Here is a 26,231-nt window from a genome sequence, read left to right as displayed (position 1 = left end):
AATTGAAACGTCAGCGTGCGCAAATTTTTACGCAGTTTTTCAGAGCTAATCGCTCTTGAGTGACAAACAACAAACATATAAGGAAAAGATAGAATGGCTAAGGGGCAATCTTTACAAGATCCGTTCTTGAACGCACTGCGTCGTGAACGTGTTCCAGTTTCTATTTATTTGGTGAATGGTATTAAGCTGCAAGGGCAAATTGAGTCTTTCGATCAGTTCGTGATCCTGTTGAAAAACACGGTCAGCCAGATGGTCTATAAGCACGCGATTTCTACCGTTGTTCCGTCTCGTCCGGTTTCTCATCATAGCAATAACACCGGCACCGGCGGTTCTGGCGGCTACCATCACGGCGGCAGCGCGCAGGCTGGTTCTGCGACGCAACAAGACAGCGAAGAAACCGAATAAGGTCGCTTGCTGTTTTCCCGGTCGGGGGACCAGTTCAGCTGCGTTCCCCGCTGGTCTTTTTGAGAGGTTATACGCTTGTTTGACCGTTATGATGCCGGTGAGCAGGCGGTGCTGGTTCACATCTATTTTTCGCAAGACAAAGACATGGAGGACCTCGCGGAGTTTGAATCCCTGGTCTCTTCAGCCGGTGTCGAAGCACTACAGGTGGTAACCGGTAGCCGCAAATCCCCGCACCCAAAGTATTTCGTTGGTGAAGGCAAAGCCGTTGAGATTGCCGAGGCTGTTAAAGCCACTGGTGCGTCGGTTGTGCTGTTTGATCATGCGTTATCCCCCGCCCAGGAACGTAACCTGGAAGCTCTGTGCGAGTGCCGTGTTATCGATCGCACCGGGTTAATTTTAGATATTTTTGCCCAACGTGCACGTACCCATGAAGGTAAATTGCAGGTTGAGCTGGCCCAGCTCCGCCATCTGGCTACTCGCCTCGTGCGCGGCTGGACCCACCTTGAGCGCCAGAAAGGCGGGATTGGTTTACGTGGCCCGGGTGAAACCCAACTCGAGACGGACCGTCGCCTGTTACGCAACCGTATTATGCTGATTCTCTCGCGCTTAGCGCGCGTAGAGAAACAGCGCGAGCAGGGACGTCGTTCACGTAATAAAGCAGATGTGCCGACGATTTCATTGGTGGGCTACACCAACGCCGGTAAATCCACGCTATTTAACAGAATTACCGCGGCCGATGTTTATGCCGCGGATCAGCTATTTGCCACACTCGATCCTACACTGCGCCGTATTGACGTCGCCGACGTGGGCGAAACCGTGCTGGCAGATACTGTCGGTTTTATTCGCCACCTGCCGCATGATTTGGTAGCAGCGTTTAAAGCCACTTTGCAGGAGACTCGTCAGGCCACGCTGTTGCTACACGTGATTGACGCGGCCGACTTCCGGATACAGGAAAACATTGCAGCAGTCGATACCGTACTGGAAGAGATTGAGGCGGATGAAATCCCAACTCTGTTGGTCATGAATAAAATCGATGCGCTGGATGAGTTTGAACCGCGTATCGACAGAAACGACGAGAATGTGCCGATCCGCGTCTGGCTTTCCGCCCAGACCGGTGCCGGTGTGCCACTGCTTTTCCAGGCTCTGACAGAACGTTTGTCTGGTGAAATTGCGCAGCATACGCTGCGTTTACCCCCTCAGGCAGGGCGTTTACGGAGCCGTTTTTATCAGCTTCAGGCAATAGAAAAAGAGTGGACAGAGGAAGACGGCTGCGTGGGATTAGAAGTCCGTATGCCTATCGTGGACTGGCGTCGCCTTTGTAAACAAGAACCGGCACTCGCGGATTACATCGTTTAGACGCAATCAAGTCGGCTCATAAATGTCCTGAAGACTATTTCCCCCTAGGGGGATATCACCGCACAACAAATATGGAGCATAAACATGGCGTGGAATCAGCCCGGTAATAACGGACAGGACCGCGACCCGTGGGGAAGCAGCAAGCCTGGCGGCGACTCTGGGGGTAACAAAGGAGGGCGCGATCAGGGTCCACCTGATCTGGATGATATCTTCCGCAAGCTGAGCAAAAAGCTCGGCGGCCTTGGCGGACGGAAAAGTGGCGGTAGCGGCGGTGGTAACGCATCGCAGGGACCGGGTAATCCTATTGGTGGTCGCGTGGTCGGTATCGTTGCCGCTGCGGCGGTCATTATCTGGGCAGCGACCGGGTTCTATACCATTAAAGAAGCCGAACGCGGTGTTGTGACCCGCTTTGGTAAATTCAGCCACCTGGTTGAGCCAGGCCTGAACTGGAAGCCGACCTTTATCGACAGCGTTCAGGCGGTGAACGTTGAATCGGTACGTGAACTGGCAGCGTCCGGCGTGATGCTGACCTCTGATGAAAACGTGGTGCGCGTTGAGATGAACGTGCAGTACCGCATTACCGATCCACAGCGCTACCTGTTTAGCGTGACCAGCGCGGATGACAGCCTGCGTCAGGCCACCGACAGCGCGCTGCGTGGCGTTATCGGCAAGTACACCATGGATAAGATCCTCACCGAGGGTCGTACCGTGATTCGTAGCGATACCCAGCGTGAGCTTGAAGAAACCATCAAGCCTTACAACATGGGGATCACTCTGCTGGACGTCAACTTCCAGACGGCGCGTCCGCCGGAAGAGGTGAAGGCCGCATTTGATGATGCTATCTCTGCTCGTGAAAACGAACAGCAGTACATCCGTGAGGCTGAGGCATACACCAACGAAGTACAGCCGCGTGCTAACGGCCAGGCTCAGCGTATTCTGGAAGAGGCTCGTGCTTATAAAGTGCAGACCGTTCTGGAAGCTGAAGGTGAAGTTTCTCGCTTTGCCCGACTGTTGCCGGAATATAAAGCCGCACCGGAAATCACCCGCGAGCGTCTGTATATCGAGACCATGGAAAAAGTCCTTAGCCACACCCGTAAAGTGCTGGTTAATGACAAAGGTGGCAACCTGATGGTGCTGCCGCTGGATCAGATGTTGAAGGGCGGCGCTCAGCAGCCGGCCGCAAAGGGCGATAACAGCGCAGCGAGCAACCTGCTGCGCCTGCCGCCAGCGTCCAGCTCAGGCAGCAGTGCCAGCACCTCTTCGTCCTCCTCGAGCGGCGATATCATGGATCAGCGTCGTGCTAACGCACAGCGCAACGATACCCAGCGCGTAGGGAGTGAATAACGATGCGTAAGTCTTTTATTGCAGTAATTATCATCGTGCTGGTCGTGATTTACACCTCGCTGTTCGTGGTGCATGAGGGCGAGCGCGGCATTACATTACGCTTCGGTAAAGTCCTGCGTGATGACGAAAATAAACCGGTAGTGTATGAGCCGGGTCTGCATTTCAAGATCCCGTTCATTGAAACCGTGAAAACGCTGGATGCGCGTATCCAGACGATGGACAACCAGGCCGATCGCTTTGTGACAAAAGAGAAGAAAGACCTGATCGTTGACTCCTACATCAAGTGGCGCATTAGCGACTTTAGCCGTTACTACCTGGCCACCGGCGGTGGCGACGTTTCTCAGGCTGAAGTGCTGTTGAAACGTAAGTTCAGTGACCGTCTGCGTTCTGAAATTGGTCGTCTGGATGTGAAAGACATCGTGACCGATTCCCGTGGTCGCCTGACGCTGGACGTGCGCGATGCTCTGAACTCCGGTTCTGCGGGCACGGATGATGAAGTTGCTACACCGGCGGCGGATGATGCTATCGCTTCCGCAGCGGCGCGTATTACCGAAGAGACCAACGGCAAAGTGCCGGTGGTTAACCCGAACAGTATGGCCGCGCTGGGTATTGAAGTCGTCGATGTGCGTATCAAGCAGATCAACCTGCCGACCGAAGTGTCCGAGGCTATCTACAACCGTATGCGCGCCGAGCGTGAAGCGGTTGCTCGTCGCCACCGTTCACAGGGTCAGGAAGAGGCTGAGAAGCTGCGTGCTACCGCTGATTACGAAGTGACCCGTACGCTGGCAGAAGCTGAGCGCCAGGGCCGTATGACTCGTGGTGAAGGCGATGCAGAAGCCGCGAAACTGTTTGCTGATGCGTTTAGCCAGGATCCAGACTTCTATGCCTTTATTCGTAGCCTGCGTGCTTATGAAGCTAGCTTCCAGTCTAACCAGGACATCATGGTTCTGAGCCCGGACAGCGACTTCTTCCGCTACATGAAGACGCCAGCAAATAGCTCACGCTAATCGCTGAGTATTATCAAAGAGCCGGTTTACCGGCTCTTTTTTTATGCCCGTAAAGGATGATTATGAATTCTACAATTTGGCTGGCGCTTGCCCTGGTGTTAGTGCTCGAAGGGCTAGGCCCCATGCTTTATCCGCGCATCTGGCGGCGCATGATTCTGGCCATGGCTCAATTACCGGACACATTGCTTCGTCGTTTTGGCGGCGGTCTTGTGGTTGCGGGCATTGTTATCTACTACATGTTGAGTCGCGCCAGCAGCTGAGCGAAATTTATCCGGCAGAAACCTATTTTGTATACTAAAAGGGCTGTTCATCTGGGAAACCGATGGTAGAATCCTTTTTTAAGCAAACGGTGATTTTGAAAAATGGGTAACAACGTCGTCGTACTGGGCACCCAATGGGGTGACGAAGGTAAAGGAAAGATCGTCGATCTTCTGACTGAACGGGCTAAATATGTTGTGCGCTATCAGGGCGGTCACAACGCAGGCCACACTCTCGTAATCAACGGTGAAAAAACCGTTCTCCATCTTATTCCATCAGGCATTCTCCGCGAAAACGTCACCAGCATCATCGGTAACGGCGTTGTGCTGTCTCCTGCTGCGCTGATGAAAGAGATGAAAGGGCTGGAAGACCGCGGTATTCCGGTACGTGAGCGTCTGCTGCTGTCTGAAGCTTGCCCGCTGATCCTTGACTACCACGTTGCGCTGGACGTAGCGCGTGAAAAAGCTCGCGGTGCGAAAGCTATCGGGACTACCGGTCGTGGTATCGGTCCTGCGTACGAAGACAAAGTGGCCCGTCGTGGCCTGCGCGTTGGCGACCTGTTCGACAAAGCCACCTTTGCAGACAAGCTGAAAGAAGTGATGGAATACCATAACTTCCAGCTGGTGAACTTCTACAAAGTTGACGCAGTTGACTACCAGAAAGTGCTGGATGATGCGATGGCGGTTGCCGACATCCTGACCTCCATGGTGGTAGACGTATCCGATCTGCTGGATCAGGCGCGCAAACGCGGCGACTTCATCATGTTCGAAGGCGCTCAGGGTACGTTGCTGGATATCGACCACGGTACCTATCCGTACGTAACTTCCTCTAACACCACCGCTGGTGGCGTTGCGACCGGCTCCGGCATTGGTCCGCGCTATGTGGATTACGTTCTGGGTATCATCAAAGCCTACTCCACTCGCGTGGGTGCGGGTCCGTTCCCAACCGAACTGTTTGATGACATCGGCGAGTTCCTGTGCAAACAGGGTAACGAATTCGGTGCTACCACCGGCCGTCGTCGTCGTACCGGCTGGCTGGATGCGGTTGCCGTACGCCGTGCCGTGCAGATTAACTCCCTGTCTGGCTTCTGCCTGACCAAGCTGGACGTACTGGACGGCCTGAAAGAAGTGAAAATCTGCGTGGGCTACCGTATGCCAGATGGCCGCGAAGTGACCACCACCCCAATGGCAGCGGATGACTGGGAAGGTATCGAGCCGATTTACGAAGTGATGCCTGGCTGGTCTGAAACCACTTTCGGCGTGAAAGAGCGCAGCGGTCTGCCGCAGGCAGCGCTGAACTACATCAAACGTATTGAAGAAGTGACCGGCGTGCCGATTGATATTATCTCTACCGGCCCAGACCGTACTGAAACCATGATTCTGCGCGATCCGTTCGACGCATAATGATGTGACGGGGTGTGGTATCACACCCCGTATTGCTTTCTCCCCGCCGCTTTATTCATCATTCCAATCAAATAAATTAGCTGGCAACCATATGGCTGGTTTATCATCAATATGTACCTGCTTTAAGGTGCAACTTGCCTTGTGCAAAGCGTTTCCCCTCCCACCCATGAGGTTGATGTGCAGTTAACGAGTTTTACTGATTACGGTTTACGTGCTTTGATTTATATGGCTTCTCTTCCAGAAGGAAGAATGACCAATATCTCTGAAGTGACAGAGGTGTACGGTGTGTCCCGTAATCATATGGTGAAAATCATCAATCAACTCAGCCGCGCGGGCTATGTTATGGCCGTGCGAGGAAAAAACGGCGGCATCCGCCTTGGTAAGCCTGCGGGCACGATCCGCATTGGCGACGTGGTGCGTGAGCTGGAGCCGCTCTCATTGGTGAACTGTAGCAGTGAGTTTTGTCATATCACCCCTGCCTGCCGACTGAAACAGGCTTTGGCTGAGGCGGTGCAAAGTTTCCTACAGGAACTGGATAAGCATACGCTGGCCGATCTGGTGGACCAAAACCAACCGCTCTACAAATTACTGCTGGTGGAGTAACTATTATTCCATTTGTGGATGACAACGGAGGACCCGAAATGTCAAAAGATCCTTTTCAGGAACGAGAAGCCGAAAAATACGAAAACCCGATCCCAAGCCGGGAGTTTATTCTCGATCACCTTTCTAAACGTGAAAAACCTGCCAGCCGCGATGAGCTGGCGGAAGAACTAAAAATCTCCGGTGAAGAACAGATTGAAGCTTTACGTCGACGCCTGCGCGCGATGGAGCGTGACGGTCAACTGGTCTTTACCCGCCGCCAGTGCTACGCGCTGCCGGAACGCCTCGATCTGCTGAAAGGCAAAGTTATTGGCCACCGTGACGGGTTTGGTTTCCTGCGCGTAGAAGGCCGTAAAGACGACCTCTACCTTTCATCCGAACAGATGAAGATGTGCATGCACGGCGACCTGGTGCTGGCACAGCCGCTCGGTGCCGATCGTAAAGGCCGCCGTGAAGCGCGTATTGTGCGCGTACTGGAGCCAAGAACCGGTCAAATCGTAGGCCGCTACTTTACCGATGCGGGCATTGGTTTTGTGGTGCCTGACGACAGCCGCCTGAGCTTCGACATCCTGATCCCGCCTGAAGAGCTAATGGGTGCCCGTATGGGCTTTGTGGTAGTGGTTGAGCTGACCCAGCGCCCGACCCGTCGCACAAAGGCTATCGGCAAGATTGTTGAAGTGCTCGGTGACAATATGGGCACCGGCATGGCCGTGGATATGGCGCTGCGTACTCATGAAATTCCGTACGTCTGGCCGAAAGAGGTTGAAGCCCAGGTCGCAAATCTGAAAGAAGAAGTGCCGGAAGAGGCCAAAGTTGGCCGCGTCGACCTGCGCGACTTACCGCTGATGACCATCGATGGTGAAGATGCCCGAGACTTCGATGATGCCGTATTCTGCGAGAAAAAACGCGGCGGCGGCTGGCGCCTGTGGGTTGCCATTGCCGACGTAAGCTACTACGTTCGTCCGCCAACGGCGCTGGATAACGAAGCCCGCAACCGTGGGACTTCGGTTTACTTCCCGTCGCAGGTGGTTCCAATGCTGCCGGAAGTGCTTTCAAACGGCCTGTGTTCCCTGAACCCGCAGGTGGATCGCCTGTGTATGGTTTGCGAGATGACCATCTCCGCAGCAGGGCGTCTGACCGGCTATAAATTCTATGAAGCGGTGATGAGCTCTCACGCGCGCCTGACCTATACCAAGGTCTGGCATATGCTGCAGGGCGACCAGGAGCTGCGCGAGCAGTATGCGCCGCTGGTTAAGCACATCGAAGAGCTGCATAACCTCTACAAAGTGCTGGAAGTTTCCCGTGCCCAGCGCGGCGGTATTTCCTTCGAGAGCGAAGAAGCGAAGTTTATCTTCAACGCAGAGCGTCGCATTGAGCGCGTCGAACAGACCGTGCGTAACGATGCGCACAAGCTAATCGAAGAGTGCATGATCCTCGCCAATATCTCGGCGGCGCGCTTCGTTGAGAAGAACAACGAGCCAGCGCTGTTCCGCGATCACGATCGTCCGAGCAACGATGCGATCACTGCATTCCGTTCGGTACTGGCGGAGCTGGGTCTTGAATTACCGGGCGGGCAGAAGCCAGAACCGCGTGATTACGCCGATCTGCTGGCGTCCATCGCCGATCGCCCTGACCACGAGATGCTGCAAACTATGCTGCTGCGCTCGATGAAGCAGGCTATCTACGATCCGGAAAACCGCGGCCACTTCGGCCTGGCGCTGCAGTCCTATGCGCACTTTACCTCGCCAATTCGTCGCTACCCGGATCTGTCGCTGCACCGCGCCATTAAATACCTGTTGGCGAAAGAACAGGGGCATACCGGGAACAGCACCGAATCCGGCGGCTGGCACTACAGCATGGAAGAAATGCTGCAGCTGGGTCAGCACTGCTCGATGACCGAACGCCGCGCCGACGAAGCGACTCGCGACGTAGCGGACTGGCTGAAGTGCGACTTCATGCAGGATCAGGTGGGCCAGGTATTCAACGGCATTATTGCCAGCGTCACCGGCTTCGGCTTCTTCGTGCGCCTGGAAGACCTGTTCATCGACGGGCTGGTTCACGTCTCAACGCTGGATAACGACTATTATCGCTTTGACCAGATTGGTCAGCGCCTGATTGGCGAATCCGGCGGCCAGACTTACCGTCTGGGTGACCGCGTCGAGGTTCGGGTGGAAGCCGTCCACATGGACGAGCGTAAAATCGACTTCGCGCTGATCTCAAGCTCACGTGCGCCGCGTGGTGAAGGTAAAACGGCAAAAGACAAAGCGAAGCGAGGCGGAAATGGTGGGGCGCCGTCTAAGCGCCGCCAGGCTGGCAAACGCGTAAACTTCGAGCCGGACAATGCTTTCCGCAAAGAGAAAGACGGCGCGAAAGCGAAGAAAGAGAAGGCTGGAAAGAAACCGAAGAAAGCCAAAGCGCCGTCGGACAAAACCCGTAAAATAGCGGCAGCAACGAAGGCGAAGCGCGCCGCGAAAAAGCAGGCAAGCTGATATTACCCTCACCCTGACGTAGTCCCTCCCGCAAAGGGAGAGGGGGTAAACAGAACGATAGTGTATTCTTTTATCGTTTTCCCCCTCGCCCCTTTGGGGAGAGGGGCGGGGTGAGGGGCTAAATCCAGACCATGAACAAACCAACACGGGCGAACCCTCGTCCGCAATGAGTGATATCGATGAGTGAAATTATTTACGGCATTCACGCCGTCCAGGCCCTGCTTGAACGTGCTCCGCAGCGTTTTCAGGAAGTCTTTATCCTGAAAGGTCGCGAAGACAAGCGCCTGCTGCCGCTGATCCACGCTGTTGAAGCGCAGGGGATCCCGGTGCAGGTGGCAAACCGCCAGTGGCTCGACGAGAAGGCCGAGGGCGCGGTACACCAGGGTATCATCGCCCGCGTGAAGCCGGGCCGCCAGTATCAGGAAAACGATCTGCCCGATCTGATTGCCGAGCACGAACGTCCATTCCTGCTGATCTTAGACGGCGTAACCGATCCACATAATCTCGGGGCCTGCCTGCGTAGCGCAGACGCTGCCGGGGTTCATGCGGTTATCGTGCCAAAGGATCGTTCCGCACAGCTGAACGCGACGGCGAAAAAAGTGGCCTGTGGCGCGGCGGAGAACGTTCCGCTTATCCGCGTGACCAACCTGGCCCGCACCATGCGCCTGCTGCAGGAAGAGAACGTCTGGATCGTCGGCACCGCCGGTGAAGCGGACCACACTCTGTTTCAGAGCAAATTCACCGGCCCAATGGCGCTGGTGATGGGTGCAGAAGGCGAAGGCATGCGCCGCCTGACTCGCGAGCACTGTGATGAGCTGGTCAGCATCCCAATGGCCGGGACCGTTTCTTCCCTGAACGTTTCCGTCGCTACCGGCGTTTGCCTGTTCGAAATCGTGCGTCAGCGCGGTTAATTAGCGTTATCTCTGCGGGGTGGAAACACCCCGTTTGTGATCCCCCTCCGCGCAGAACCCGCATCTCCGTCCATACTTAATGGCATTGCCACAGATGGAGGGCACAGGATGCGCTGGCAAACTCACACCGTTTTTAATCAACCCATACCCCTCAGCAACAGCAATCTTTTTCTTTCAGATATTCCGCTGCGAGAAGCCGTGAGCCGCGAAGGCGCAGGCTGGGACGTTGAGCTTCTGGCCAGCATCGGCCAGCAGCTGGGTTCTGCAGAATCTCTGGAGCTGGGCAGGCTGGCAAACGTCAATCCGCCTGAGCTACTGCGCTTTGACGCTAACGGCGAACGGCTGGACGATGTTCGCTTTCATCCCGCCTGGCACCTGCTGATGCAGGGGCTTTTTGCAAATCGAGTTCACAATCTTGCCTGGCAGGAAGATGCGCGGCAGGGCGCTTTTGTCGCTCGTGCTGCCCGGTTCATTCAGCACGCTCAAGTTGAGGCGGGAACGCTTTGCCCGATCACCATGACCTTCGGCGCAACGCCGTTGCTGCTGCAGCATTTACCCAAAGCCTTTGACGCCTGGCGCAAGCCGCTGCTCAGCGATCGCTATGATGCGCATCTGCTGCCCGGTGGGCAAAAGCGTGGCCTGCTGATTGGCATGGGGATGACCGAGAAGCAGGGCGGTTCTGACGTGCTGAGTAACACCACGCGCGCCGAGCCGCTGGCAGGCAGAGGTTCTGGTGAAGCTTACCGGCTGGTGGGTCACAAATGGTTTTTCTCCGTCCCGCAAAGCGATGCGCACCTCGTCCTTGCTCAGGCTAAGGGAGGGCTGTCGTGCTTCTTCCTGCCGCATTTTCTGCCGGACGGCCAGCGCAATGCCGTTCGCCTTGAGCGGCTGAAAGACAAGCTCGGTAACCGTTCAAACGCCAGCAGTGAAGCCGAGTTTTGCGATGCCACCGCCTGGCTTATTGGTGAGGAAGGTGAGGGGGTACGCCATATCCTGAAAATGGGCGGATTTACCCGCTTCGACTGTGCGCTCGGCAGCCACGGCCTGATGCGGCGTGCGTTGTCGGTGGCCTTGTGTCACGCCCTCCAGCGGCAGGCCTTTGGCAAGACGCTTATCGAGCAGCCGATGATGCGCCAGCTACTGGGGAAAATGGCGCTTCAGCTTGAAGGCCAGACGGCATTTCTTTTCCGCCTTGCGCGGGCGTGGGAGTCGCCTGGTGACGCTCAGCAACTGGCCTATAGCCGCTTGTTTACCCCGGCAGCAAAATTCAGCCTCTGCAAAGCAGGTATTCCTTTTGTGGCTGAAGCGATGGAAGTCCTGGGCGGAGTGGGCTACTGCGAAGAGAGCGAGCTGCCGCGCCTGTATCGCGAAATGCCGGTAAACAGCATTTGGGAGGGGTCGGGCAATATCATGAGTCTCGATGTGCTGCGCGTGCTGGCCAAACAGCCCGCGGTGATGGAGATGCTGCACGCCGAATTTGATGAGGTCAGAGGGCAAAACAGGCACTTCGATCGCAGCTGGCGACAGCTACAGCAGCGTTTGCGTAAGCCGCAGGAAGAGCGGGGCAGAGAAATCACCCATCAATTGGCTAATCTTGCCTGTGGAGCACAATTACTTAAATTTCTTTCACCACCCGCAGCCGAAGCCTGGTGCCGAATGATGCTGGACGATAGGGGAGAATCGCTTTTGCCCGAGCAGGTCATCAGTGATGTGCTGCTGCGGGCAACGGGAGGCGTGGCTTAATAAGAAGGTGGGCCATCAGGCGTAGAGGATGGCCTGCGCCCGCCAGCTATCGGGCAGAGAGTTTTCCTGCATCTGAATAATGCGGTACCAGGAAGCACCCTGCTCGTCAGCTTTTAGCGCGATCATGCGCTCGACGTCCTGCGGGCTGCCGGCAATATCATTCACCGAAATTAATCCGATTTCGTTCAGGCCTGTCACGCAATCCGCGCTGGCAAACTCGGCGGACTGCGCCAGAGTCGGAATAAGGCCAACAGATAACAGCAGTGTAGTTAAGGCAAGAGATCGTTTCATTGTCAGTTCCTTATCAATTTACCCCGAAGTCACAGGGCAGTCCTTCGCTAACTTAAAGCTGACCTCACTTCCTGAGGGCGAGGTCCATTGTGCATAAGAAACGATCAAGCGGCGAAAAGCTGTGTAAATATCAATAAATAACGGCTATCGGGGCGGGCTATTTTCGATACAAAATAGCCTGTGCGTACCACTGGCCCGGTATGACCGTTTCATCGTTCATCACGATGAGATAATAATCGGCTTTTGCTGCTGCGGCTTTCTTCTTAATAATGGCTTCTGAGTCCATTGGAGAGCCGCGTACTACGGCGGTCACGGTGCCTATTTTTGTTAACTCCGCAGTCTGAGGGCGCTGTATTTCCTGCGGGTAATTCTTCAGCGGCGGGGCGGGCTGCGGCGTACCCTGAAGTACGCTGCAGGCGCTGAGTAACGCCGCCATAAATAGCACGGATAGCCGTAGCATGATGGTTTCTCGTTTCTTGACAGTCATAGTGTAGTTCCGGGTTTGGCCCTGAAAAGGGGGTATGTTCCCGATTTGTTATCTCAGGCGCGCTTTTCGCTGACTTTCGAATGAAAATCGATAACTAGATCTCATCGTTACAATAATCACTAACCTGCGTTACTTTCCCTGATATTTCACCGTAGGAGAAGAGTAGATGATCGAAATTTATAATGAGCGGTTAGCCGACGTAGAAGTTTTGCATGCGGTACCGACCGGGATGAAACAATCCCCGCTGCCTACGGTTATCTTCTACCACGGTTTTACCTCCTCAAAGCTGGTGTACAGCTATTTTGCGGTGGCGCTGGCGCAGCAGGGATTTCGCGTTGTTATGCCGGATGCTCTCGACCACGGGGCCCGCTACGGCGGCGATGCTCATACTCGCCTGCAGCAGTTTTGGCCGATTTTAAAAAACAGTATTGACGAGTTCCCGGCTCTTTATCAGGCGCTGCTAAAGACGGGTGGCGTTGCCGACGGCAGGCTTGCGGTGGGCGGAGCTTCAATGGGAGGAATGACGGCGCTGGGGGTTATGGCGCGTCATCCTGAAGTGCGCTGCGTCGCCAGTCTGATGGGCTCAGGTTATTTTGCGACGCTGGCACAAACGCTGTTTCCGCCGCCGGTCGACGTGCGTGAAAAGGTGATTGCCGGGCTGGTGGATTACGACGTCGGTAAACAGCTTGAGCAACTGGGCGACAGGCCGCTGTTGCTGTGGCACGGAGAGGATGATGATGTTGTGCCAGCCGTAGAAACGTTCAGACTGCAGCGGGCGCTGGCGGATAACAGGCTGGATAAAAATCTGACCTGCGTATGGGAGACGGGCGTCAGGCATCGCATCACGCCCGAGGCGTTAGAAACAACAAGCCAGTTTTTTGCCCGGTATCTCTAACGCTAGACCAGCATCATTTTCACACCACGATCCTGAAGTTTTTTTACGACTTCAGGGTCGGCCTGCTTGCCGGTAATGACCAGGTCTATCTGGTCTGCACGGCTAAAGAGCATACCAGCCCGTTGCCCCACTTTACTGCTATCGACTAGTACGGCAAGTTTCCCCACTACGCTGAGCATTTTCTGCTCCGCCATAGCGGTAAGCATATCGGTTTTATAGAGTCCTTCAGCGGTAAGTCCTTTGCCGCTGGTGAACATCCAGTGTCCTGCGTACAGCGACGTTTCACTCTCCTGCGGGCCGAGCGTAATCGAGTGGCTCTTATTGTACTGGCCGCCCATGATGACCACGCTGTCGTGCTCCTGCTCGATAAGATAATTTGCCAGCGGTAAGTAATTGGTGATGATTTGTACCGGTTTACCGCAAATCTGTTGGCCGAGTAAGAACGCTGTGGATCCGCAGTTAATAACCACGCTTTCTCCGGGATTCACCAACTGCGATGCGGCGTTGGCGATGCGTATTTTTTCATCGTGATTCTGAGCCAGATGAATATTCATCGGCGTCCAGCGCGGGCGTTGCTGGGTAATCGCCTCTGCGCCGTTGCGAACTTTCTTCAGTTTGCCGCTCTCATCAAGCTTGTTAATGTCCCTCCTCGCGGTTGCGGGAGAAATGCCCAGACGTTCAATTGCCTGTTCAACCGTAATAAACCCGGATTGCTGTAGCAGATCGAGCAAGATCTGGTGGCGCTGTGCTTCTGTCATGCGTAGTTCCGATGAGAGATGATAGAGAAAGATGATATTTGAAAATGTTTGAAATACCTATGGATAAACGAAAAAGCCGGACCTGTGTCCGGCTTTGCATCACAGGAATGACTTAAACGGCAAATCTGGCTCAAGGATAAAGCAGTCATCAAACCCACGTGGGTAGTGGTATTCAAAGTTATCTTTATCCTGTGGCCAGGTGAATTTGCCGCCAACCTGCCAAATGAACGGCTTAAAGCCGTACTTTAAACGATCTTTTTTCATTTCCCACAGCACGCGGATCTCCTGTGGGTCGGCCTGAAAATTGGACCAGATATCATGATGAAAAGGGATAACGACTTTTGCGTTAAGGGATTCGGCCATGCGAAGAATATCGGCACTGGTCATTTTGTCAGTAATACCGCGCGGGTTCTCGCCATAGGAACCTAATGCTACATCGATTTTGTGCTCGTTCCCGTGCTTCGCGTAGTAGTTAGAGTAGTGAGAGTCCCCGCTGTGATAGAGCGTTCCCCCTGGCGTTTTGAAGAGATAATTTACCGCGCGTTCATCCATGCCGTCGGGCAATATGCCTGCAGCCTTCTGCCCGACAGGCAGCGTAATCAGTGCGGTACGGTCAAATGCATCGAGGGCATGGATTTCGGTATCTTTTATTTTTACCACGTCGCCCGGCTTCATTACGATGCAGCGTTCGCGCGGCACCCCCCAGCTAATCCAGATATCCACGCAGGTTTGTGGCCCGATAAAAGGCACGTCTGCGGCACAGTTTTGCAAGACGGCAGCGGCAACGTTTACATCAATATGATCGTTGTGATCGTGCGTAGCTAGCACGGCATCGATCTCGCGAATCGCGAAAGGATCGAGTACAAATGGCGTCGTGCGAAGATTCGGCTGGAGCTTCTTAACGCCCGCCATGCGCTGCATCTGATGGCCTGCTTTCATTAACGGGTTAGCGTGACTCTGCTTTCCGGTACCGCACCAAAAATCCACGCAGATGTTTGCCCCCCCCTGGGATTTTAACCAGATTCCCGTACAGCCAAGCCACCACATTGCAAATGTCCCCGGAGCAACAACCTCTTGTTCAATCTCTTCATTAAGCCAGCAGCCCCACTCAGGAAAAGTATTCAGGATCCAGGATTCGCGGGTAATCGAAGCAACTTTACTCATCGGATATCTCCTTTCTAGTCATCATGTGATCATGTGGTGATTATTAATGATTTATATTGACATGATTAATCATCAGGCAGAAGCATTTTTTGATCGTGTGGCTGAGATTCTAAAGAAGACAAGGAGCTTGATTATAAAGAATTAAAATGCTTTTTGTTTTGTATGTTTATGATTTTAAAGGGTTTTGTTTGCTTTTTAAAAGATAAAAGTCGCCACTTTAAGGCGGGAAGGAAATAAATTGCGGGATATCTCACAAATAATCATATTTGATCTTGTTGTGATTATTTTTGAAAAATAGAGTGTAGGTGCATTTTCAATCCGCCTGTTTCTAAGCAAGCAGGAAGCGACCACCTTACGGAGAGCTTTATGGAGATCCTTTATCGTGTCTTTACCCTCTTTTTTGATCAGGTAATGACTAACGCCCCGTTGCTGTTGGGGATCGTTACCTGTCTTGGTTACCTGCTGCTTCGCAAAAGTGCGAGCGTGATTATCAAAGGGACGATCAAAACTATCATCGGCTTTATGTTGCTCCAGGCGGGGTCCGGCATCCTGACCGGCACCTTCAAGCCGGTAGTGGCAAAAATGTCGGAGGTGTACGGCATTAACGGCGCTATTTCAGATACTTATGCATCTATGATGGCGACAATTGAAAAAATGGGTGATGCATACAGCTGGGTGGGATACGCGGTGCTGCTCGCGCTGGCATTGAACATCTGCTATGTGCTGCTGCGCCGCATCACCGGCATCCGTACCATCATGCTGACGGGCCATATCATGTTTCAGCAGGCGGGGCTCATTGCCGTCTTTTTCTTTATCCTCGGCTACTCGATGTGGACCACCATTATTTGTACCGCGGTGCTGGTGTCGCTTTATTGGGGTATCACCTCAAATATGATGTTCAAGCCGACGCAGGAGGTGACGGAAAACAGCGGTTTCTCCATTGGCCATCAGCAGCAGTTTGCTTCGTGGATTGCCTATAAAATTGCGCCATGGCTGGGGAAAAAAGAAGAAAGCGTTGAGGATCTCAAGCTACCCGGCTGGCTGAATATTTTCCACGACAACATTGTATCCACCGCCATTGTGATGACGCTTTTCTTCGGCGTAATCCTCTGTTCCTTCGGCCTTGATACCGTTCAGGCTATGGCCGGAAAAACGCACTGGTCTGTCTATATATTGCAAACCGGTTTCCAGTTCGCGGTGGCCATTTTCATCATCGTGCAGGGCGTTCGCATGTTTGTGGCCGAACTCTCAGAGGCTTTCAACGGTATTTCTCAGCGTTTAATACCCGGCGCCGTTTTGGCCATCGACTGTGCGGCCATTTACAGCTTTGCGCCAAATGCCGTGGTGTGGGGCTTCCTTTGGGGCACCGTCGGCCAGCTCATCGCGGTCGGGATTCTTATCGCCTGCGGCTCGTCGATCATGATAATCCCGGGCTTTATTCCTATGTTCTTCTCTAACGCCACTATAGGCGTCTTCGCTAACCATTTCGGCGGCTGGCGCGCCGCGCTCAAAATTTGCCTGGCCATGGGGATGATCGAAATCTTTGGCTGCGTCTGGGCGGTACACCTTACCGGGCTTAGCGCGTGGATGGGTATGGCTGACTGGTCGATTCTTGCACCGCCGCTGATGCAGGGGCTCACCCTTGGCCTGTGGTTTATGGGCATCGTTATCGCTATCGCACTGGTTTATATGTTCTTCGCCGGGCGTGCGTTACGCAAGGAGGAGGATATGCAACCTCTCACTGAAACTTCAGTTAACTAAAGGAATTGAGATTATGACCGTACGCATTCTCGCCGTTTGTGGTTGTGGGCAGGGCAGTTCCATGATTATGAAAATGAAAGTGGATCAATTTCTTACTCAACAAGGCGTTAACCACAGTGTGAATAGCTGTGCCGTGGGGGAATACAAAAGCGAATTGAGCGGTGCTGACATCATCATTGCGTCGACCCACGTTGCCAGCGAAATAACGGTGACGGGCAATAAATACGTGGTCGGTGTACGCAACATGCTTTCCGCTGACGACTTCGGCCCCAAGCTGATGGCGGTGATTGGCGAGCATTTCTCTCAGGACATGACGTAAGGAGTGGGTATGAAGCTACGTGATTCGTTGGCGAAAAACCACTCTGTACGCCTGCAGGCGGAGGCAAGTACCTGGCAGGAGGCCGTAGGGATAGGCGTTGATTTACTGGTAGAGGCTGGCGTTGTCGAGCCACGTTACTACCAGGCGATTCTCGACGGCGTGGCGCAGTTTGGCCCTTATTTTGTTATCGCGCCGGGCCTGGCTATGCCTCATGGCCGCCCGGAAGAAGGCGTTAAACAAACGGGGTTTGCGCTGGTGACCTTGAAAACACCGCTGATATTTAATCATGAGGACAATGACCCGGTAGACATCCTGATTACGCTGGCGGCGGTGGATGCCCATGCTCATCAGGAGGTTGGCATCATGCAGATTGTGACCCTGTTTGAAGACGAAGAAAACTTTGACCGTTTACGCGCCTGTCGCTCAGAGCAAGAGGTGCTGGATTTAATCGACCGCGCAACGGCGGCTGCATAAGGACTAGTCAATGACGCATTCATTACCGATGTTACAAGTGGCGCTGGATAACCAGACTCTGGCCGATGCCTACCGGACAACGAGCCTGATAGCTGAAGAGGTCGACATTATTGAGGTGGGCACCATTCTTTGCGTGGCAGAAGGCGTACGCGCCGTTCGCGATCTGAAAGCGCTCTATCCGCACAAGATCGTACTGGCGGACGCCAAAATTGCTGACGCAGGGAAAATTCTCTCGCGCATGTGTTTTGAAGCAAATGCGGACTGGGTAACGGTCATTTGCTGCGCCGACATCAACACCGCCAAAGGTGCCCTGGAAGTGGCCGGCGAATTTAACGGCGATGTGCAGATTGAACTGACCGGCTTCTGGACGTGGGAGCAGGCCCAGGCGTGGCGTGAGGCTGGTATTCAGCAGGTGGTTTACCACCGCAGTCGGGACGCTCAGGCCGCCGGTATTGCGTGGAGTGAGGAAGACATCAGCGCGATAAAGCGCCTTGCTGACATGGGCTTCAAGGTGACCGTAACCGGCGGGCTGGCGCTGGAGGATCTGTCTTTATTTAAAGGCATTCCTGTCCATGTCTTTATCGCCGGGCGCAGCATCCGTGATGTGGAAAACCCGGTCGAAGCCGCTCGTCAGTTCAAGCGCACCATTGCCCAATTCTGGGGCTAAGGAGGAACGATGTTAGACAAGCGGGTTCCACTGGGTATTTATGAAAAGGCGCTTCCCTCAGGGGAGTGCTGGCGGGAACGCTTAGCCCTGGCCGGCGAGCTGCATTTTGATTTTGTCGAAATGTCGGTAGATGAATCAGACGAACGACTGGCAAGGCTGGACTGGAGCCGTGAACAGCGTAGGGCGCTGGTGGAGGCTGTGGCTGAAACGGGCGTGCGCGTGCCGTCGATGTGCCTGAGTGCCCATCGCCGCTACCCGCTGGGCAGTGAAGATGATGAAGTGCGTAATCAGGGGCTGGAGATCATGGGCAAAGCGATCGTGCTGGCACAGGACGTCGGCATCCGTGTGATTCAGCTGGCGGGATACGACGTCTACTATCAGCAGGCAAATAATGAAACCCGCAGGCGTTTCCTTGATGGTTTGCAGCAGGCGTTGGAAATGGCGGCTCGCGCTCAGGTAACGCTGGCCATGGAAATCATGGATTCTCCACTGATGAATTCCATCAGTAAGGCGCTGGGCTATGCTCACTATTTAAATAATCCGTGGTTCCAGCTCTACCCTGATATTGGCAATCTCTCGGCCTGGGATAATGACGTGCAGATGGAGCTGCAGGCGGGCAGCGGGCACATTGTCGCCGTGCACGTAAAAGACACTCTGCCAGGCGTGTTTAAGAATGTGCCGTTTGGTACAGGCATTGTCGAGTTTGAACGCTGCTTCAGGACGCTACGGCAAAGCGGCTACCGCGGGCCGTATCTTATTGAGATGTGGAGTGAAACGGCCGCAGACCCTGTCGCCGAGGTGCGAGCTGCGCGAGACTGGGTACTGCTCAGAATGAAAAATGCAGGACTGCCGGTGGAGATAAACCATGTGGCAGCTTAAGCAGCAGGTATACGAGGCGAACATGGCGCTTCCGCTCCACGGACTGGTCACTTTCACCTGGGGTAACGTCAGCGCAATCGATCGAGATCGTGGCTGCATTGTTATAAAGCCAAGCGGCGTAGCTTATGAACAGATGGCTGCGGATGACATGGTGGTTGTTAGCCTGAGCGGAGAGGTAATTGAGGGGCGTTACCGTCCCTCATCGGATACTGCGACACATCTGGCCCTTTATCAGCGTTATTCCGACATTGGCGGCGTGGTGCATACCCACTCGACCCACGCTACGGCCTGGGCTCAGGCGGGGAGATCGATTCCGGCACTAGGCACTACCCATGCAGATTATTTTTTTGGGGATATCCCTTGTACGCGTCCGCTAACCAGCGCTGAGGTGGCCGGAGAATATGAGCTCAACACCGGCAGGGTGATTATCGAAACCATAGGGCAGGCTAATCCTCTGCATACGCCCGGCGTTCTGGTTTATCAGCATGGTCCCTTCGCCTGGGGGGAGGACGCGGGGCAGGCTTTGCATAATGCTGTGGTGATGGAGGAAGTCGCCCGTATGGCCTGGATAACGGGGGAAATCAATCCAAAGCAAAAGGTGATTGATGACTATTTGATGAATAAGCACTTTCATCGCAAGCACGGGCCTGGTGCATATTATGGACAGCCCAAATAAAAAAGCCCCCGCAAGCGGGGGCAAGTCAAACATGGATTTTTAGGTCGTGGTGTCTTCTCTGGTGTCTACGCGTACTCTTAAGCTACCGGTAGATATCTGCACTGACGTGCATGTTGCCGTTACTGCCGGGTTCTCTCATGATTATCGTGTGATAAAACGTCGCGTTGTGCTGGTCTGCATCCTGCTGGATGGCCGTTTCTGCTTCAGCGACGGTCGCGAAATTGTGGTTGATATAAATGACGCCAAGGCTTTGAACGTCGTCCATATTTCTGGCCTGCCGCCCGTCGATTTTGATGGCTGCCGACGCGCTGGCGCTTAAAAACAGTACTGCGGCAAGGGCAATTACGATGTTTTTCATGATGCGCTCCACTACAACAGATGTGTAATCAGTGGTCGTCGCTCCTGTTAATGGCTGTGGCGGCCTGTTATCAATAAGTGTAATCCCTGATGGCTGAATAAAAAGTGACCATTTCTGATGGTCTCTTTCAAAATATTTAGGCGATCCGCCGGTTTGTTTTGTAATTCACACGCTTAGCGACATCCGCAGAAATAAAGGGAATTTATTTGCTCGCGGCCTTGAGTTTAGTGGCCTGGATAAGTATGATTACGCGTCAATTTTTCAGCCGCAATTCAAACACGTTCCTTGCTTCCATGGGCCGCGGCTGACCCTGACAGGAGGCTGAATAATCCGTAAGGAGCAATTCGATGCGTCATTACGAAATCGTTTTTATGGTCCATCCTGACCAGAGCGAACAGGTTCCGGGCATGATCGAACGTTACACTGGTGCAATCACTGCAGCAGCAGGTACGATCCACCGTCTGGAAGACTGGGGCCGCCGTCAGCTGGCTTACCCGATCAACAAACTGCACAAAGCTCACTACGTTCTGCTGAACGTTGAAGCTCCGCAGGAAGCGATCGATGAGCTGGAAACTAACTTCCGCTTCAACGACGCCGTTATCCGCAGCATGGTTATGCGCGTTAAGCACGCGGTTACCGAAGCATCTCCAATGGTTAAAGCGAAAGACGAGCGCCGTGAGCGTCGCGATGATTTCGCTAGCGAAACCGCTGATGATGCAGATGCTGGGGATTCTGAAGAGTAATTCTGATGATGGCCAACCGCCTGGCGCTGTCTGGCACAGTGTGCAAGACGCCCCTTCGCAAGGTCAGCCCCTCAGGAATTCCACACTGCCAGTTCGTGCTTGAGCATCGTTCTGTGCAAGAGGAAGCCGGTCTTAACCGGCAGGCATGGTGCCGAATGCCGGTTATTGTTAGCGGGCACGCGAACCAGGCCATTACTCACAGTATAACGGTCGGTACGCAAATCACGGTTCACGGGTTCATTACTTGTCATCAGATGAAAAATGGCCTGAACAAAGTGGTATTGCATGCCGAGCAGATTGAATTGATAGATTCTGGAGACTAGCCATATGGCACGTTATTTCCGTCGTCGCAAGTTCTGCCGTTTCACCGCGGAAGGCGTTCAAGAGATCGACTATAAAGATATCGCTACGCTGAAAAACTACATCACCGAAAGCGGTAAGATTGTCCCAAGCCGTATCACCGGTACCCGTGCAAAATACCAGCGTCAGCTGGCTCGCGCTATCAAACGCGCTCGCTACCTGTCTCTGCTGCCGTACACTGATCGTCATCAGTAATCGGTCACGGTCCATTAATACGACTTTGAGAGGATAAGGTAATGCAAGTTATTCTGCTTGATAAAGTAGCAAACCTGGGTAGCCTGGGTGATCAGGTTAACGTTAAAGCGGGTTATGCTCGTAACTTCCTGGTACCACAGGGTAAAGCTGTTCCTGCTACCAAGAAAAACGTTGAGTTCTTCGAAGCACGCCGTGCAGAACTGGAAGCTAAACTGGCTGACGTTCTGGCTGCAGCTGCAGCTCGCGCTGAGAAAATCAACGCACTGGAAACCGTAACCATCGCGTCCAAAGCTGGCGACGAAGGTAAACTGTTCGGTTCCATCGGTACTCGCGACATCGCTGACGCTGTTACTGCAGCTGGCGTTGCTGTTGCTAAGAGCGAAGTTCGCCTGCCGAACGGCGTTCTGCGCACCACCGGTGAGCACGAAGTGGACTTCCAGGTTCACAGCGAAGTATTCGCTAAACTGACTGTAAACGTTGTAGCTGAATAATTTATTATTCACTGCTCGTAAAAACGCCAGCCTCGTGCTGGCGTTTTGCTTTTCAGGAACTGGTGGCGAAGTTCATCTCGATGAAATGTTTGAATGCGGGTTGAATTAAGAAGATAAAGTATCTCTTCTGGTTTACCCCAAACAGCCGAAAACCACGTTTTTCGGCTGTTTGTCACCAGTCTAAAAACGCCAGCCTCGTGCTGGCGTTTTGCTTTTCTAAGGTTTCAATTTTTACTGCGCGCGAATAAAGCTGCCGTTCGGCTGGCGGGTAAACAGCACCTGCTGCTCGTTGCCGATATCAATCGTTAAGCCCGTCACCACGCCGTTGGCATTTTGCCTGATTTGCACCATCTGCCCGGTTTGCAGATTACTCAGCGGCTTGCTATCCCCTTCCACCTGCGCCATGGCGTAAACGTCTGCCGGCGGTAAATTATGGTCACGGAACAGCTGGGCCATTGTCTGCCCGGAGGCTACGCGATAAGAGCGCCACTGCTGATCGATATCATTATTGTCGTGGGGGACGGGAGCCTGAGTTTGCTCCTCAAGGCGTTGAGGCTCAACCGGCGTGGCCGGTGCATTGCTGGTATTTGAAGAGGGGGCGAGTTCGGCCTGCATAGGCGACTGGGACTGCACGGAAAGCTGCGCGTCGCGCGTGACCGGACGGCTGGCGTCATCTGCGCCAGGCAGCAGGAAGCCGAGAATCACGAGCGCAAAGCCAATGATAATGCCTCGGCGATGCAGGGGAGGTAACGGATCCATCAAGCGGAAATGATCAGGTGCATGCCAAATCCGCGTAAGCCATGGTTTAACAGCGAATTGCATTGGCAACCCTCCTCGAAGTAATACTTTTCCAGTATAGACTCGTCATACTTCAAGCTGCTGGTATGTGGGCTACAGCTCGAATTATGTAGAGTATAAACGCTAACTGCTTGATGCCTGAAGCAATCCTGGTTTCCGTGACGGCAAACCGCAATTTTACGCCCGATTAAGCTATTGTTCCCGTTTCGTTTGCATTTGTCACCTTTCCTCCGTTGCCATTTACCCTGCGTATTGACGCTGTTATGCTTCGGGCTTGCTTTTAAACATCATGAAAGGAAAATCCATGACAACCCCTTCTTTTGACAGCGTCGAAGCGCAAGCAAGTTACGGTATTGGTTTACAGGTAGGCCAGCAGCTGAGTGAATCAGGCCTGCAAGGTTTACTGCCAGAAGCGCTGGTCGCAGGTCTCCGTGACGCGCTGGAAGGGAATGCCCCGGCCGTTCCTGTTGACGTTGTACACCGCGCCCTGCGTGAAGTTCATGAGCGTGCGGATGAAGTGCGTCGTGAGCGTCAGAAAGAGCTGGCTGTAGAAGGCCAGAAATACCTGACGGAGAACGCAGAGAAAGAAGGCGTGAGCAGCACCGAATCCGGCCTGCAGTTCCGTGTTATCACCCAGGGCACCGGCCCGATTCCTGCCCGTAAAGACCACGTGCGCGTGCACTACACCGGCAAGCTAATCGACGGCACCGTCTTCGACAGCTCCGTACAGCGTGGCGAGCCGGCAGAGTTCCCGGTAAGCGGCGTTATCGCGGGCTGGATTGAAGCGCTGACCCTGATGCCGGTAGGCTCTAAATGGGAACTGACTATTCCACACAACCTCGCTTACGGCGAGCGCGGTGCGGGTGCTTCTATCCCGCCATTCAGCACCCTGGTCTTTGAAGTCGAGCTGCTGGAAATTCTGTAAAGTCCTCAGAACCCCGCCGAGCGCGGGGTTTTGCATTGCCTGATAATAAACTAGCGTGATTTTATCTTGCATTAACCCGTTTTACGGGTATTTTTGTGAGCCATATCCCGCTGTGAATGCGATTTCACACTCAAATAAAACAAAAAATTAACATTACCCTTGTGCTTATTATTTATCCCGCCGATTCTTACCTCGTATCACGCAAACAACATCACGTAAAAACAGTTCACGGGCCAGTAGAGCCTGAAAAAACAGACAGGTACAGGAAAATACTAACATGGTAGATCAGGTCAAAGTCGCGGACGAAGCTCAGGCTCCGACCGAGCAGTCGCTGCGGCGTAATTTAACAAACCGTCATATCCAGCTTATTGCCATTGGGGGTGCCATCGGCACCGGCTTGTTTATGGGGTCAGGCAAAACCATCAGCCTTGCGGGGCCGTCCATCATCTTCGTCTACATGATAATCGGCTTCATGCTGTTCTTCGTGATGCGTGCGATGGGCGAGCTGCTGCTATCGAATCTGGAATATAAGTCGTTCAGCGATTTTGCCGCGGATTTACTGGGGCCGTGGGCGGGGTATTTCACCGGCTGGACGTACTGGTTCTGTTGGGTGGTGACCGGCATGGCGGACGTGGTAGCGATAACCGCCTACGCCCAGTTCTGGTTCCCCGGGCTTTCTGACTGGGTCGCTTCTCTGGCGGTCGTGCTGGTCTTGCTGAGCCTGAACCTGGCCACCGTGAAGATGTTCGGTGAGATGGAGTTCTGGTTCGCGATGATCAAAATCGTCGCCATCGTTGCGCTGATCGTCATCGGCCTGGTGATGGTGCTGACCAGCTTCCATTCTCCGTCCGGCGTTGAGGCTTCCTTTAATAACCTCTGGAACGACGGCGGCTGGTTCCCTAAAGGTATCAGCGGCTTCTTTGCCGGATTCCAGATAGCGGTCTTTGCCTTCGTCGGCATTGAGCTGGTGGGGACCACGGCGGCTGAAACCAAAGACCCGGAGAAATCACTGCCGCGCGCGATTAACTCGATCCCGCTGCGTATCATTATGTTCTACGTCTTCTCGCTGATCATCATCATGTCGGTGACGCCGTGGAGCTCCGTTGTGCCGGATAAGAGCCCGTTCGTTGAGCTGTTCGTGCTGGTCGGCCTGCCGGCAGCGGCGAGCATCATCAACTTTGTGGTGCTGACGTCTGCCGCTTCCTCCGCGAACAGCGGCGTGTTCTCTACCAGCCGTATGCTGTTTGGCCTGGCGCAGGACGGCGTAGCGCCTAAAGCGTTCGCCAAGCTCTCCAAACGCGCGGTGCCGGCGAAAGGGTTAACCTTCTCCTGTATCTGCCTGCTGGGCGGCGTGGTGATGCTCTACGTGAACCCGAACGTGATTGCTGCCTTCACCATGATCACCACGGTTTCCGCGATTCTGTTCATGTTCGTCTGGACTATTATTCTTTGCTCGTACCTGGTGTACCGCAAACAGCGTCCTCACCTGCATGAGAAGTCCATCTACAAAATGCCGCTGGGCAAGCTGATGTGCTGGGTGTGTATGGCGTTCTTCGTCTTTGTGATTGTTCTGCTGACGCTTGAAGACGACACCCGTCAGGCGCTTATCGTGACGCCGCTGTGGTTCGTGGTGCTGGGCGCCGGCTGGCTTTTCATCAGTAAGAAACGTCAGGCAAATATCCGGAAATAGACGCGTTAGAATACGTGCTAAAAAAAACCTCTCCCCAAAAGGGAGAGGTTTTTAGTGAGGGAAAAATCGTAGTTATTCGCCGCTTAACGCTCTTGGGAACAGGACGTTATTCTCCAGGCTGATGTGGTTCATCAGGTCCTCAATCAGTTCATTGATCCCGTTATACATCGCTTTCCACGTCGTGCAGGCTTCCGGCGGCGGCGTCACGTTATTGGTGGTGTGTTTGATAACCTCCAGCAGCTCGCCTGCATCATCATGCTCGCTTTCCATCACGCTGATTGGCCCACCGGCCTGAGTGCCCATGCCCTGTTTAATCATCGGGAACAGGATCTGCTCTTCTTTCATCATATGGCTGCTCAATTCCTGATGCAGCATGGTGAGGTATTTTGCCAGCCCTTTCGGTACGTTTGGCTTATCGGCGTGCACCCGCTCGACCTTGGTTGCCTGCAGAATCAGCTCCGGCAGCTGCTCGCGATGGCGGTCGTGGAAGCGCACAATGATGTGATCGATGATCTCTGCCAGCGGAGCTGCACGCCAGTCTTTCTCCGCCGGTTCTTCGGCTAACGCGGCGAGCTGAGCCTCAATGTCTTCCAGGTTGAGTTCTTTACGTGTTGCCGCGCGCAGCAGCGTCTGCTTGCCGCCACAGCAAAAATCCAGGTCCAGTTTACGGAATAGCGCAGAGGCGCGGGGAATCGTCAGCGCCAGTTCGCCCAGGGGTTGATCGCGGTAGGCCATAGCAGGCTCCTCATAGTGAAATATAAGATGTATTTTAAATGCATCTTTA

The 26,231-nt window shown here is 53.9% G+C and carries 30 protein-coding genes; 23 read left to right on the top strand and 7 right to left on the bottom strand.

Annotated elements, in window-relative coordinates:
- The first annotated feature begins 93 nt into the window (after positions 1–93).
- From hfq to ACE38U_RS06775, 10 genes are all read left to right on the top strand, one after another.
- Positions 94–405 carry an RNA chaperone Hfq gene (gene hfq / locus ACE38U_RS06820; RefSeq protein ID WP_038476214.1) on the top strand — a complete coding sequence of 104 codons (312 nt, stop codon included), beginning with the start codon at positions 94–96 and terminating at the stop codon, positions 403–405.
- Positions 406–480: 75 nt separating this feature from the next.
- Positions 481–1,761 (top strand): ribosome rescue GTPase HflX, encoded by a 1,281-nt coding sequence (gene hflX, locus ACE38U_RS06815; RefSeq protein WP_038476211.1) that lies wholly within the window; start codon positions 481–483, stop codon positions 1,759–1,761.
- A gap of 84 nt (positions 1,762–1,845) precedes the next feature.
- Positions 1,846–3,105, top strand: a complete 1,260-nt coding sequence (gene hflK / locus ACE38U_RS06810) for an FtsH protease activity modulator HflK (protein ID WP_038476208.1) — start codon at positions 1,846–1,848, stop codon at positions 3,103–3,105.
- Positions 3,106–3,107: 2 nt separating this feature from the next.
- Positions 3,108–4,112, top strand: coding sequence for a protease modulator HflC (gene hflC / locus ACE38U_RS06805; protein WP_038476205.1), 1,005 nt, complete (start codon positions 3,108–3,110; stop codon positions 4,110–4,112).
- 62 nt (positions 4,113–4,174) lie between these two features.
- Positions 4,175–4,372: a DUF2065 domain-containing protein gene (locus ACE38U_RS06800; protein ID WP_008453600.1), complete on the top strand. Its 198-nt coding sequence runs from the start codon at positions 4,175–4,177 to the stop codon at positions 4,370–4,372.
- A 102-nt stretch (positions 4,373–4,474) separates the two neighbouring features.
- Positions 4,475–5,773, top strand: coding sequence for an adenylosuccinate synthase (locus tag ACE38U_RS06795; RefSeq protein ID WP_038476202.1), 1,299 nt, complete (start codon positions 4,475–4,477; stop codon positions 5,771–5,773).
- A gap of 177 nt (positions 5,774–5,950) precedes the next feature.
- On the top strand, positions 5,951–6,376 hold the full coding sequence (nsrR, locus tag ACE38U_RS06790; protein ID WP_038476199.1) for a nitric oxide-sensing transcriptional repressor NsrR: 426 nt from the start codon (positions 5,951–5,953) through the stop codon (positions 6,374–6,376).
- Between the two features lie 38 nt (positions 6,377–6,414).
- Positions 6,415–8,862, top strand: a complete 2,448-nt coding sequence (rnr, locus tag ACE38U_RS06785) for a ribonuclease R (protein WP_176982454.1) — start codon at positions 6,415–6,417, stop codon at positions 8,860–8,862.
- 179 nt (positions 8,863–9,041) lie between these two features.
- Positions 9,042–9,773, top strand: coding sequence for a 23S rRNA (guanosine(2251)-2'-O)-methyltransferase RlmB (gene rlmB / locus ACE38U_RS06780; RefSeq protein WP_038476193.1), 732 nt, complete (start codon positions 9,042–9,044; stop codon positions 9,771–9,773).
- A gap of 108 nt (positions 9,774–9,881) precedes the next feature.
- Complete coding sequence (locus ACE38U_RS06775; protein ID WP_375529385.1) at positions 9,882–11,516, top strand: isovaleryl-CoA dehydrogenase; 1,635 nt, start codon at positions 9,882–9,884, stop codon at positions 11,514–11,516.
- Positions 11,517–11,531: 15 nt separating this feature from the next.
- On the opposite strand, the gene yjfN is transcribed toward ACE38U_RS06775, so the two are convergent.
- Positions 11,532–11,807: a DUF1471 family protease activator YjfN gene (gene yjfN, locus ACE38U_RS06770; protein WP_038476187.1), complete on the bottom strand. Its 276-nt coding sequence runs from the start codon at positions 11,805–11,807 to the stop codon at positions 11,532–11,534.
- A 157-nt stretch (positions 11,808–11,964) separates the two neighbouring features.
- A complete protein-coding gene (gene bsmA, locus ACE38U_RS06765) occupies positions 11,965–12,294 on the bottom strand; it encodes a biofilm peroxide resistance protein BsmA (RefSeq protein ID WP_176982452.1) in 330 nt (109 codons plus the stop codon).
- A 166-nt stretch (positions 12,295–12,460) separates the two neighbouring features.
- Here bsmA and yjfP point away from each other — a divergent pair, with 166 nt between their 5' ends.
- Entirely contained in the window at positions 12,461–13,189 is a 729-nt protein-coding gene (gene yjfP / locus ACE38U_RS06760) for an esterase (RefSeq protein ID WP_176982451.1), read from the top strand.
- Positions 13,190–13,191: 2 nt separating this feature from the next.
- Here yjfP and ulaR read toward each other — a convergent pair whose 3' ends face one another.
- Positions 13,192–13,947 carry an HTH-type transcriptional regulator UlaR gene (gene ulaR, locus ACE38U_RS06755; RefSeq protein ID WP_176982450.1) on the bottom strand — a complete coding sequence of 252 codons (756 nt, stop codon included), beginning with the start codon at positions 13,945–13,947 and terminating at the stop codon, positions 13,192–13,194.
- 99 nt (positions 13,948–14,046) lie between these two features.
- Positions 14,047–15,111: an L-ascorbate 6-phosphate lactonase gene (gene ulaG / locus ACE38U_RS06750; RefSeq protein WP_176982449.1), complete on the bottom strand. Its 1,065-nt coding sequence runs from the start codon at positions 15,109–15,111 to the stop codon at positions 14,047–14,049.
- Between the two features lie 366 nt (positions 15,112–15,477).
- On the opposite strand from ulaG, the gene ulaA reads away from it, so the two are divergent.
- Genes ulaA through ACE38U_RS06720 form a run of 6 tightly spaced genes read left to right on the top strand, consistent with a single transcriptional unit; the run spans position 15,478 to position 19,887 of the window.
- Entirely contained in the window at positions 15,478–16,872 is a 1,395-nt protein-coding gene (ulaA, locus tag ACE38U_RS06745) for a PTS ascorbate transporter subunit IIC (protein WP_038476175.1), read from the top strand.
- Positions 16,873–16,885: 13 nt separating this feature from the next.
- Positions 16,886–17,191 (top strand): PTS ascorbate transporter subunit IIB, encoded by a 306-nt coding sequence (gene ulaB / locus ACE38U_RS06740; protein ID WP_038476172.1) that lies wholly within the window; start codon positions 16,886–16,888, stop codon positions 17,189–17,191.
- A gap of 9 nt (positions 17,192–17,200) precedes the next feature.
- Entirely contained in the window at positions 17,201–17,665 is a 465-nt protein-coding gene (ulaC, locus tag ACE38U_RS06735; RefSeq protein WP_176982447.1) for a PTS ascorbate transporter subunit IIA, read from the top strand.
- A gap of 10 nt (positions 17,666–17,675) precedes the next feature.
- Positions 17,676–18,332, top strand: coding sequence for a 3-keto-L-gulonate-6-phosphate decarboxylase UlaD (locus ACE38U_RS06730; RefSeq protein WP_144244040.1), 657 nt, complete (start codon positions 17,676–17,678; stop codon positions 18,330–18,332).
- A gap of 9 nt (positions 18,333–18,341) precedes the next feature.
- A complete protein-coding gene (locus ACE38U_RS06725; protein ID WP_038476166.1) occupies positions 18,342–19,211 on the top strand; it encodes an L-ribulose-5-phosphate 3-epimerase in 870 nt (289 codons plus the stop codon).
- Positions 19,198–19,887 carry an L-ribulose-5-phosphate 4-epimerase gene (locus ACE38U_RS06720; RefSeq protein WP_038476164.1) on the top strand — a complete coding sequence of 230 codons (690 nt, stop codon included), beginning with the start codon at positions 19,198–19,200 and terminating at the stop codon, positions 19,885–19,887. The genes ACE38U_RS06725 and ACE38U_RS06720 overlap by 14 nt, the downstream gene beginning before the upstream one ends.
- Before the next feature lie 82 nt (positions 19,888–19,969).
- On the opposite strand, the gene yjfY is transcribed toward ACE38U_RS06720, so the two are convergent.
- Positions 19,970–20,245: a DUF1471 family protein YjfY gene (gene yjfY / locus ACE38U_RS06715; RefSeq protein ID WP_038476161.1), complete on the bottom strand. Its 276-nt coding sequence runs from the start codon at positions 20,243–20,245 to the stop codon at positions 19,970–19,972.
- 347 nt (positions 20,246–20,592) lie between these two features.
- Between yjfY and rpsF the strand changes: the two genes are divergently transcribed.
- The 4 genes from rpsF to rplI are packed head-to-tail and all read left to right on the top strand — an operon-like array spanning position 20,593 to position 22,034.
- On the top strand, positions 20,593–20,988 hold the full coding sequence (gene rpsF, locus ACE38U_RS06710; protein ID WP_038476158.1) for a 30S ribosomal protein S6: 396 nt from the start codon (positions 20,593–20,595) through the stop codon (positions 20,986–20,988).
- Positions 20,989–20,996: 8 nt separating this feature from the next.
- Entirely contained in the window at positions 20,997–21,311 is a 315-nt protein-coding gene (priB, locus tag ACE38U_RS06705; RefSeq protein WP_008460409.1) for a primosomal replication protein N, read from the top strand.
- Positions 21,312–21,315: 4 nt separating this feature from the next.
- Entirely contained in the window at positions 21,316–21,543 is a 228-nt protein-coding gene (gene rpsR / locus ACE38U_RS06700) for a 30S ribosomal protein S18 (RefSeq protein ID WP_000135199.1), read from the top strand.
- 41 nt (positions 21,544–21,584) lie between these two features.
- Positions 21,585–22,034, top strand: a complete 450-nt coding sequence (gene rplI / locus ACE38U_RS06695) for a 50S ribosomal protein L9 (protein WP_008460412.1) — start codon at positions 21,585–21,587, stop codon at positions 22,032–22,034.
- 231 nt (positions 22,035–22,265) lie between these two features.
- Here rplI and ACE38U_RS06690 read toward each other — a convergent pair whose 3' ends face one another.
- Positions 22,266–22,862, bottom strand: coding sequence for an OapA family protein (locus ACE38U_RS06690; RefSeq protein WP_038476148.1), 597 nt, complete (start codon positions 22,860–22,862; stop codon positions 22,266–22,268).
- Between the two features lie 274 nt (positions 22,863–23,136).
- On the opposite strand from ACE38U_RS06690, the gene bamJ reads away from it, so the two are divergent.
- On the top strand, positions 23,137–23,757 hold the full coding sequence (bamJ, locus tag ACE38U_RS06685; protein ID WP_038476145.1) for a BamJ family beta-barrel-assembly machinery protein: 621 nt from the start codon (positions 23,137–23,139) through the stop codon (positions 23,755–23,757).
- A 277-nt stretch (positions 23,758–24,034) separates the two neighbouring features.
- A complete protein-coding gene (cycA, locus tag ACE38U_RS06680; protein ID WP_038476142.1) occupies positions 24,035–25,447 on the top strand; it encodes a D-serine/D-alanine/glycine transporter in 1,413 nt (470 codons plus the stop codon).
- Between the two features lie 72 nt (positions 25,448–25,519).
- Here the strand turns inward: cycA and ytfE are convergent, their stop codons facing one another.
- Positions 25,520–26,182, bottom strand: coding sequence for an iron-sulfur cluster repair protein YtfE (gene ytfE, locus ACE38U_RS06675; protein WP_038476139.1), 663 nt, complete (start codon positions 26,180–26,182; stop codon positions 25,520–25,522).
- Between the last annotated feature and the right edge of the window lie 49 nt (positions 26,183–26,231).

The organism is Cedecea selenatireducens (assembly GCF_042138895.1).
Taxonomy (GTDB): domain Bacteria; phylum Pseudomonadota; class Gammaproteobacteria; order Enterobacterales; family Enterobacteriaceae; genus Cedecea; species Cedecea selenatireducens.
This window is presented reverse-complemented; position numbering and strand designations above follow the sequence as displayed.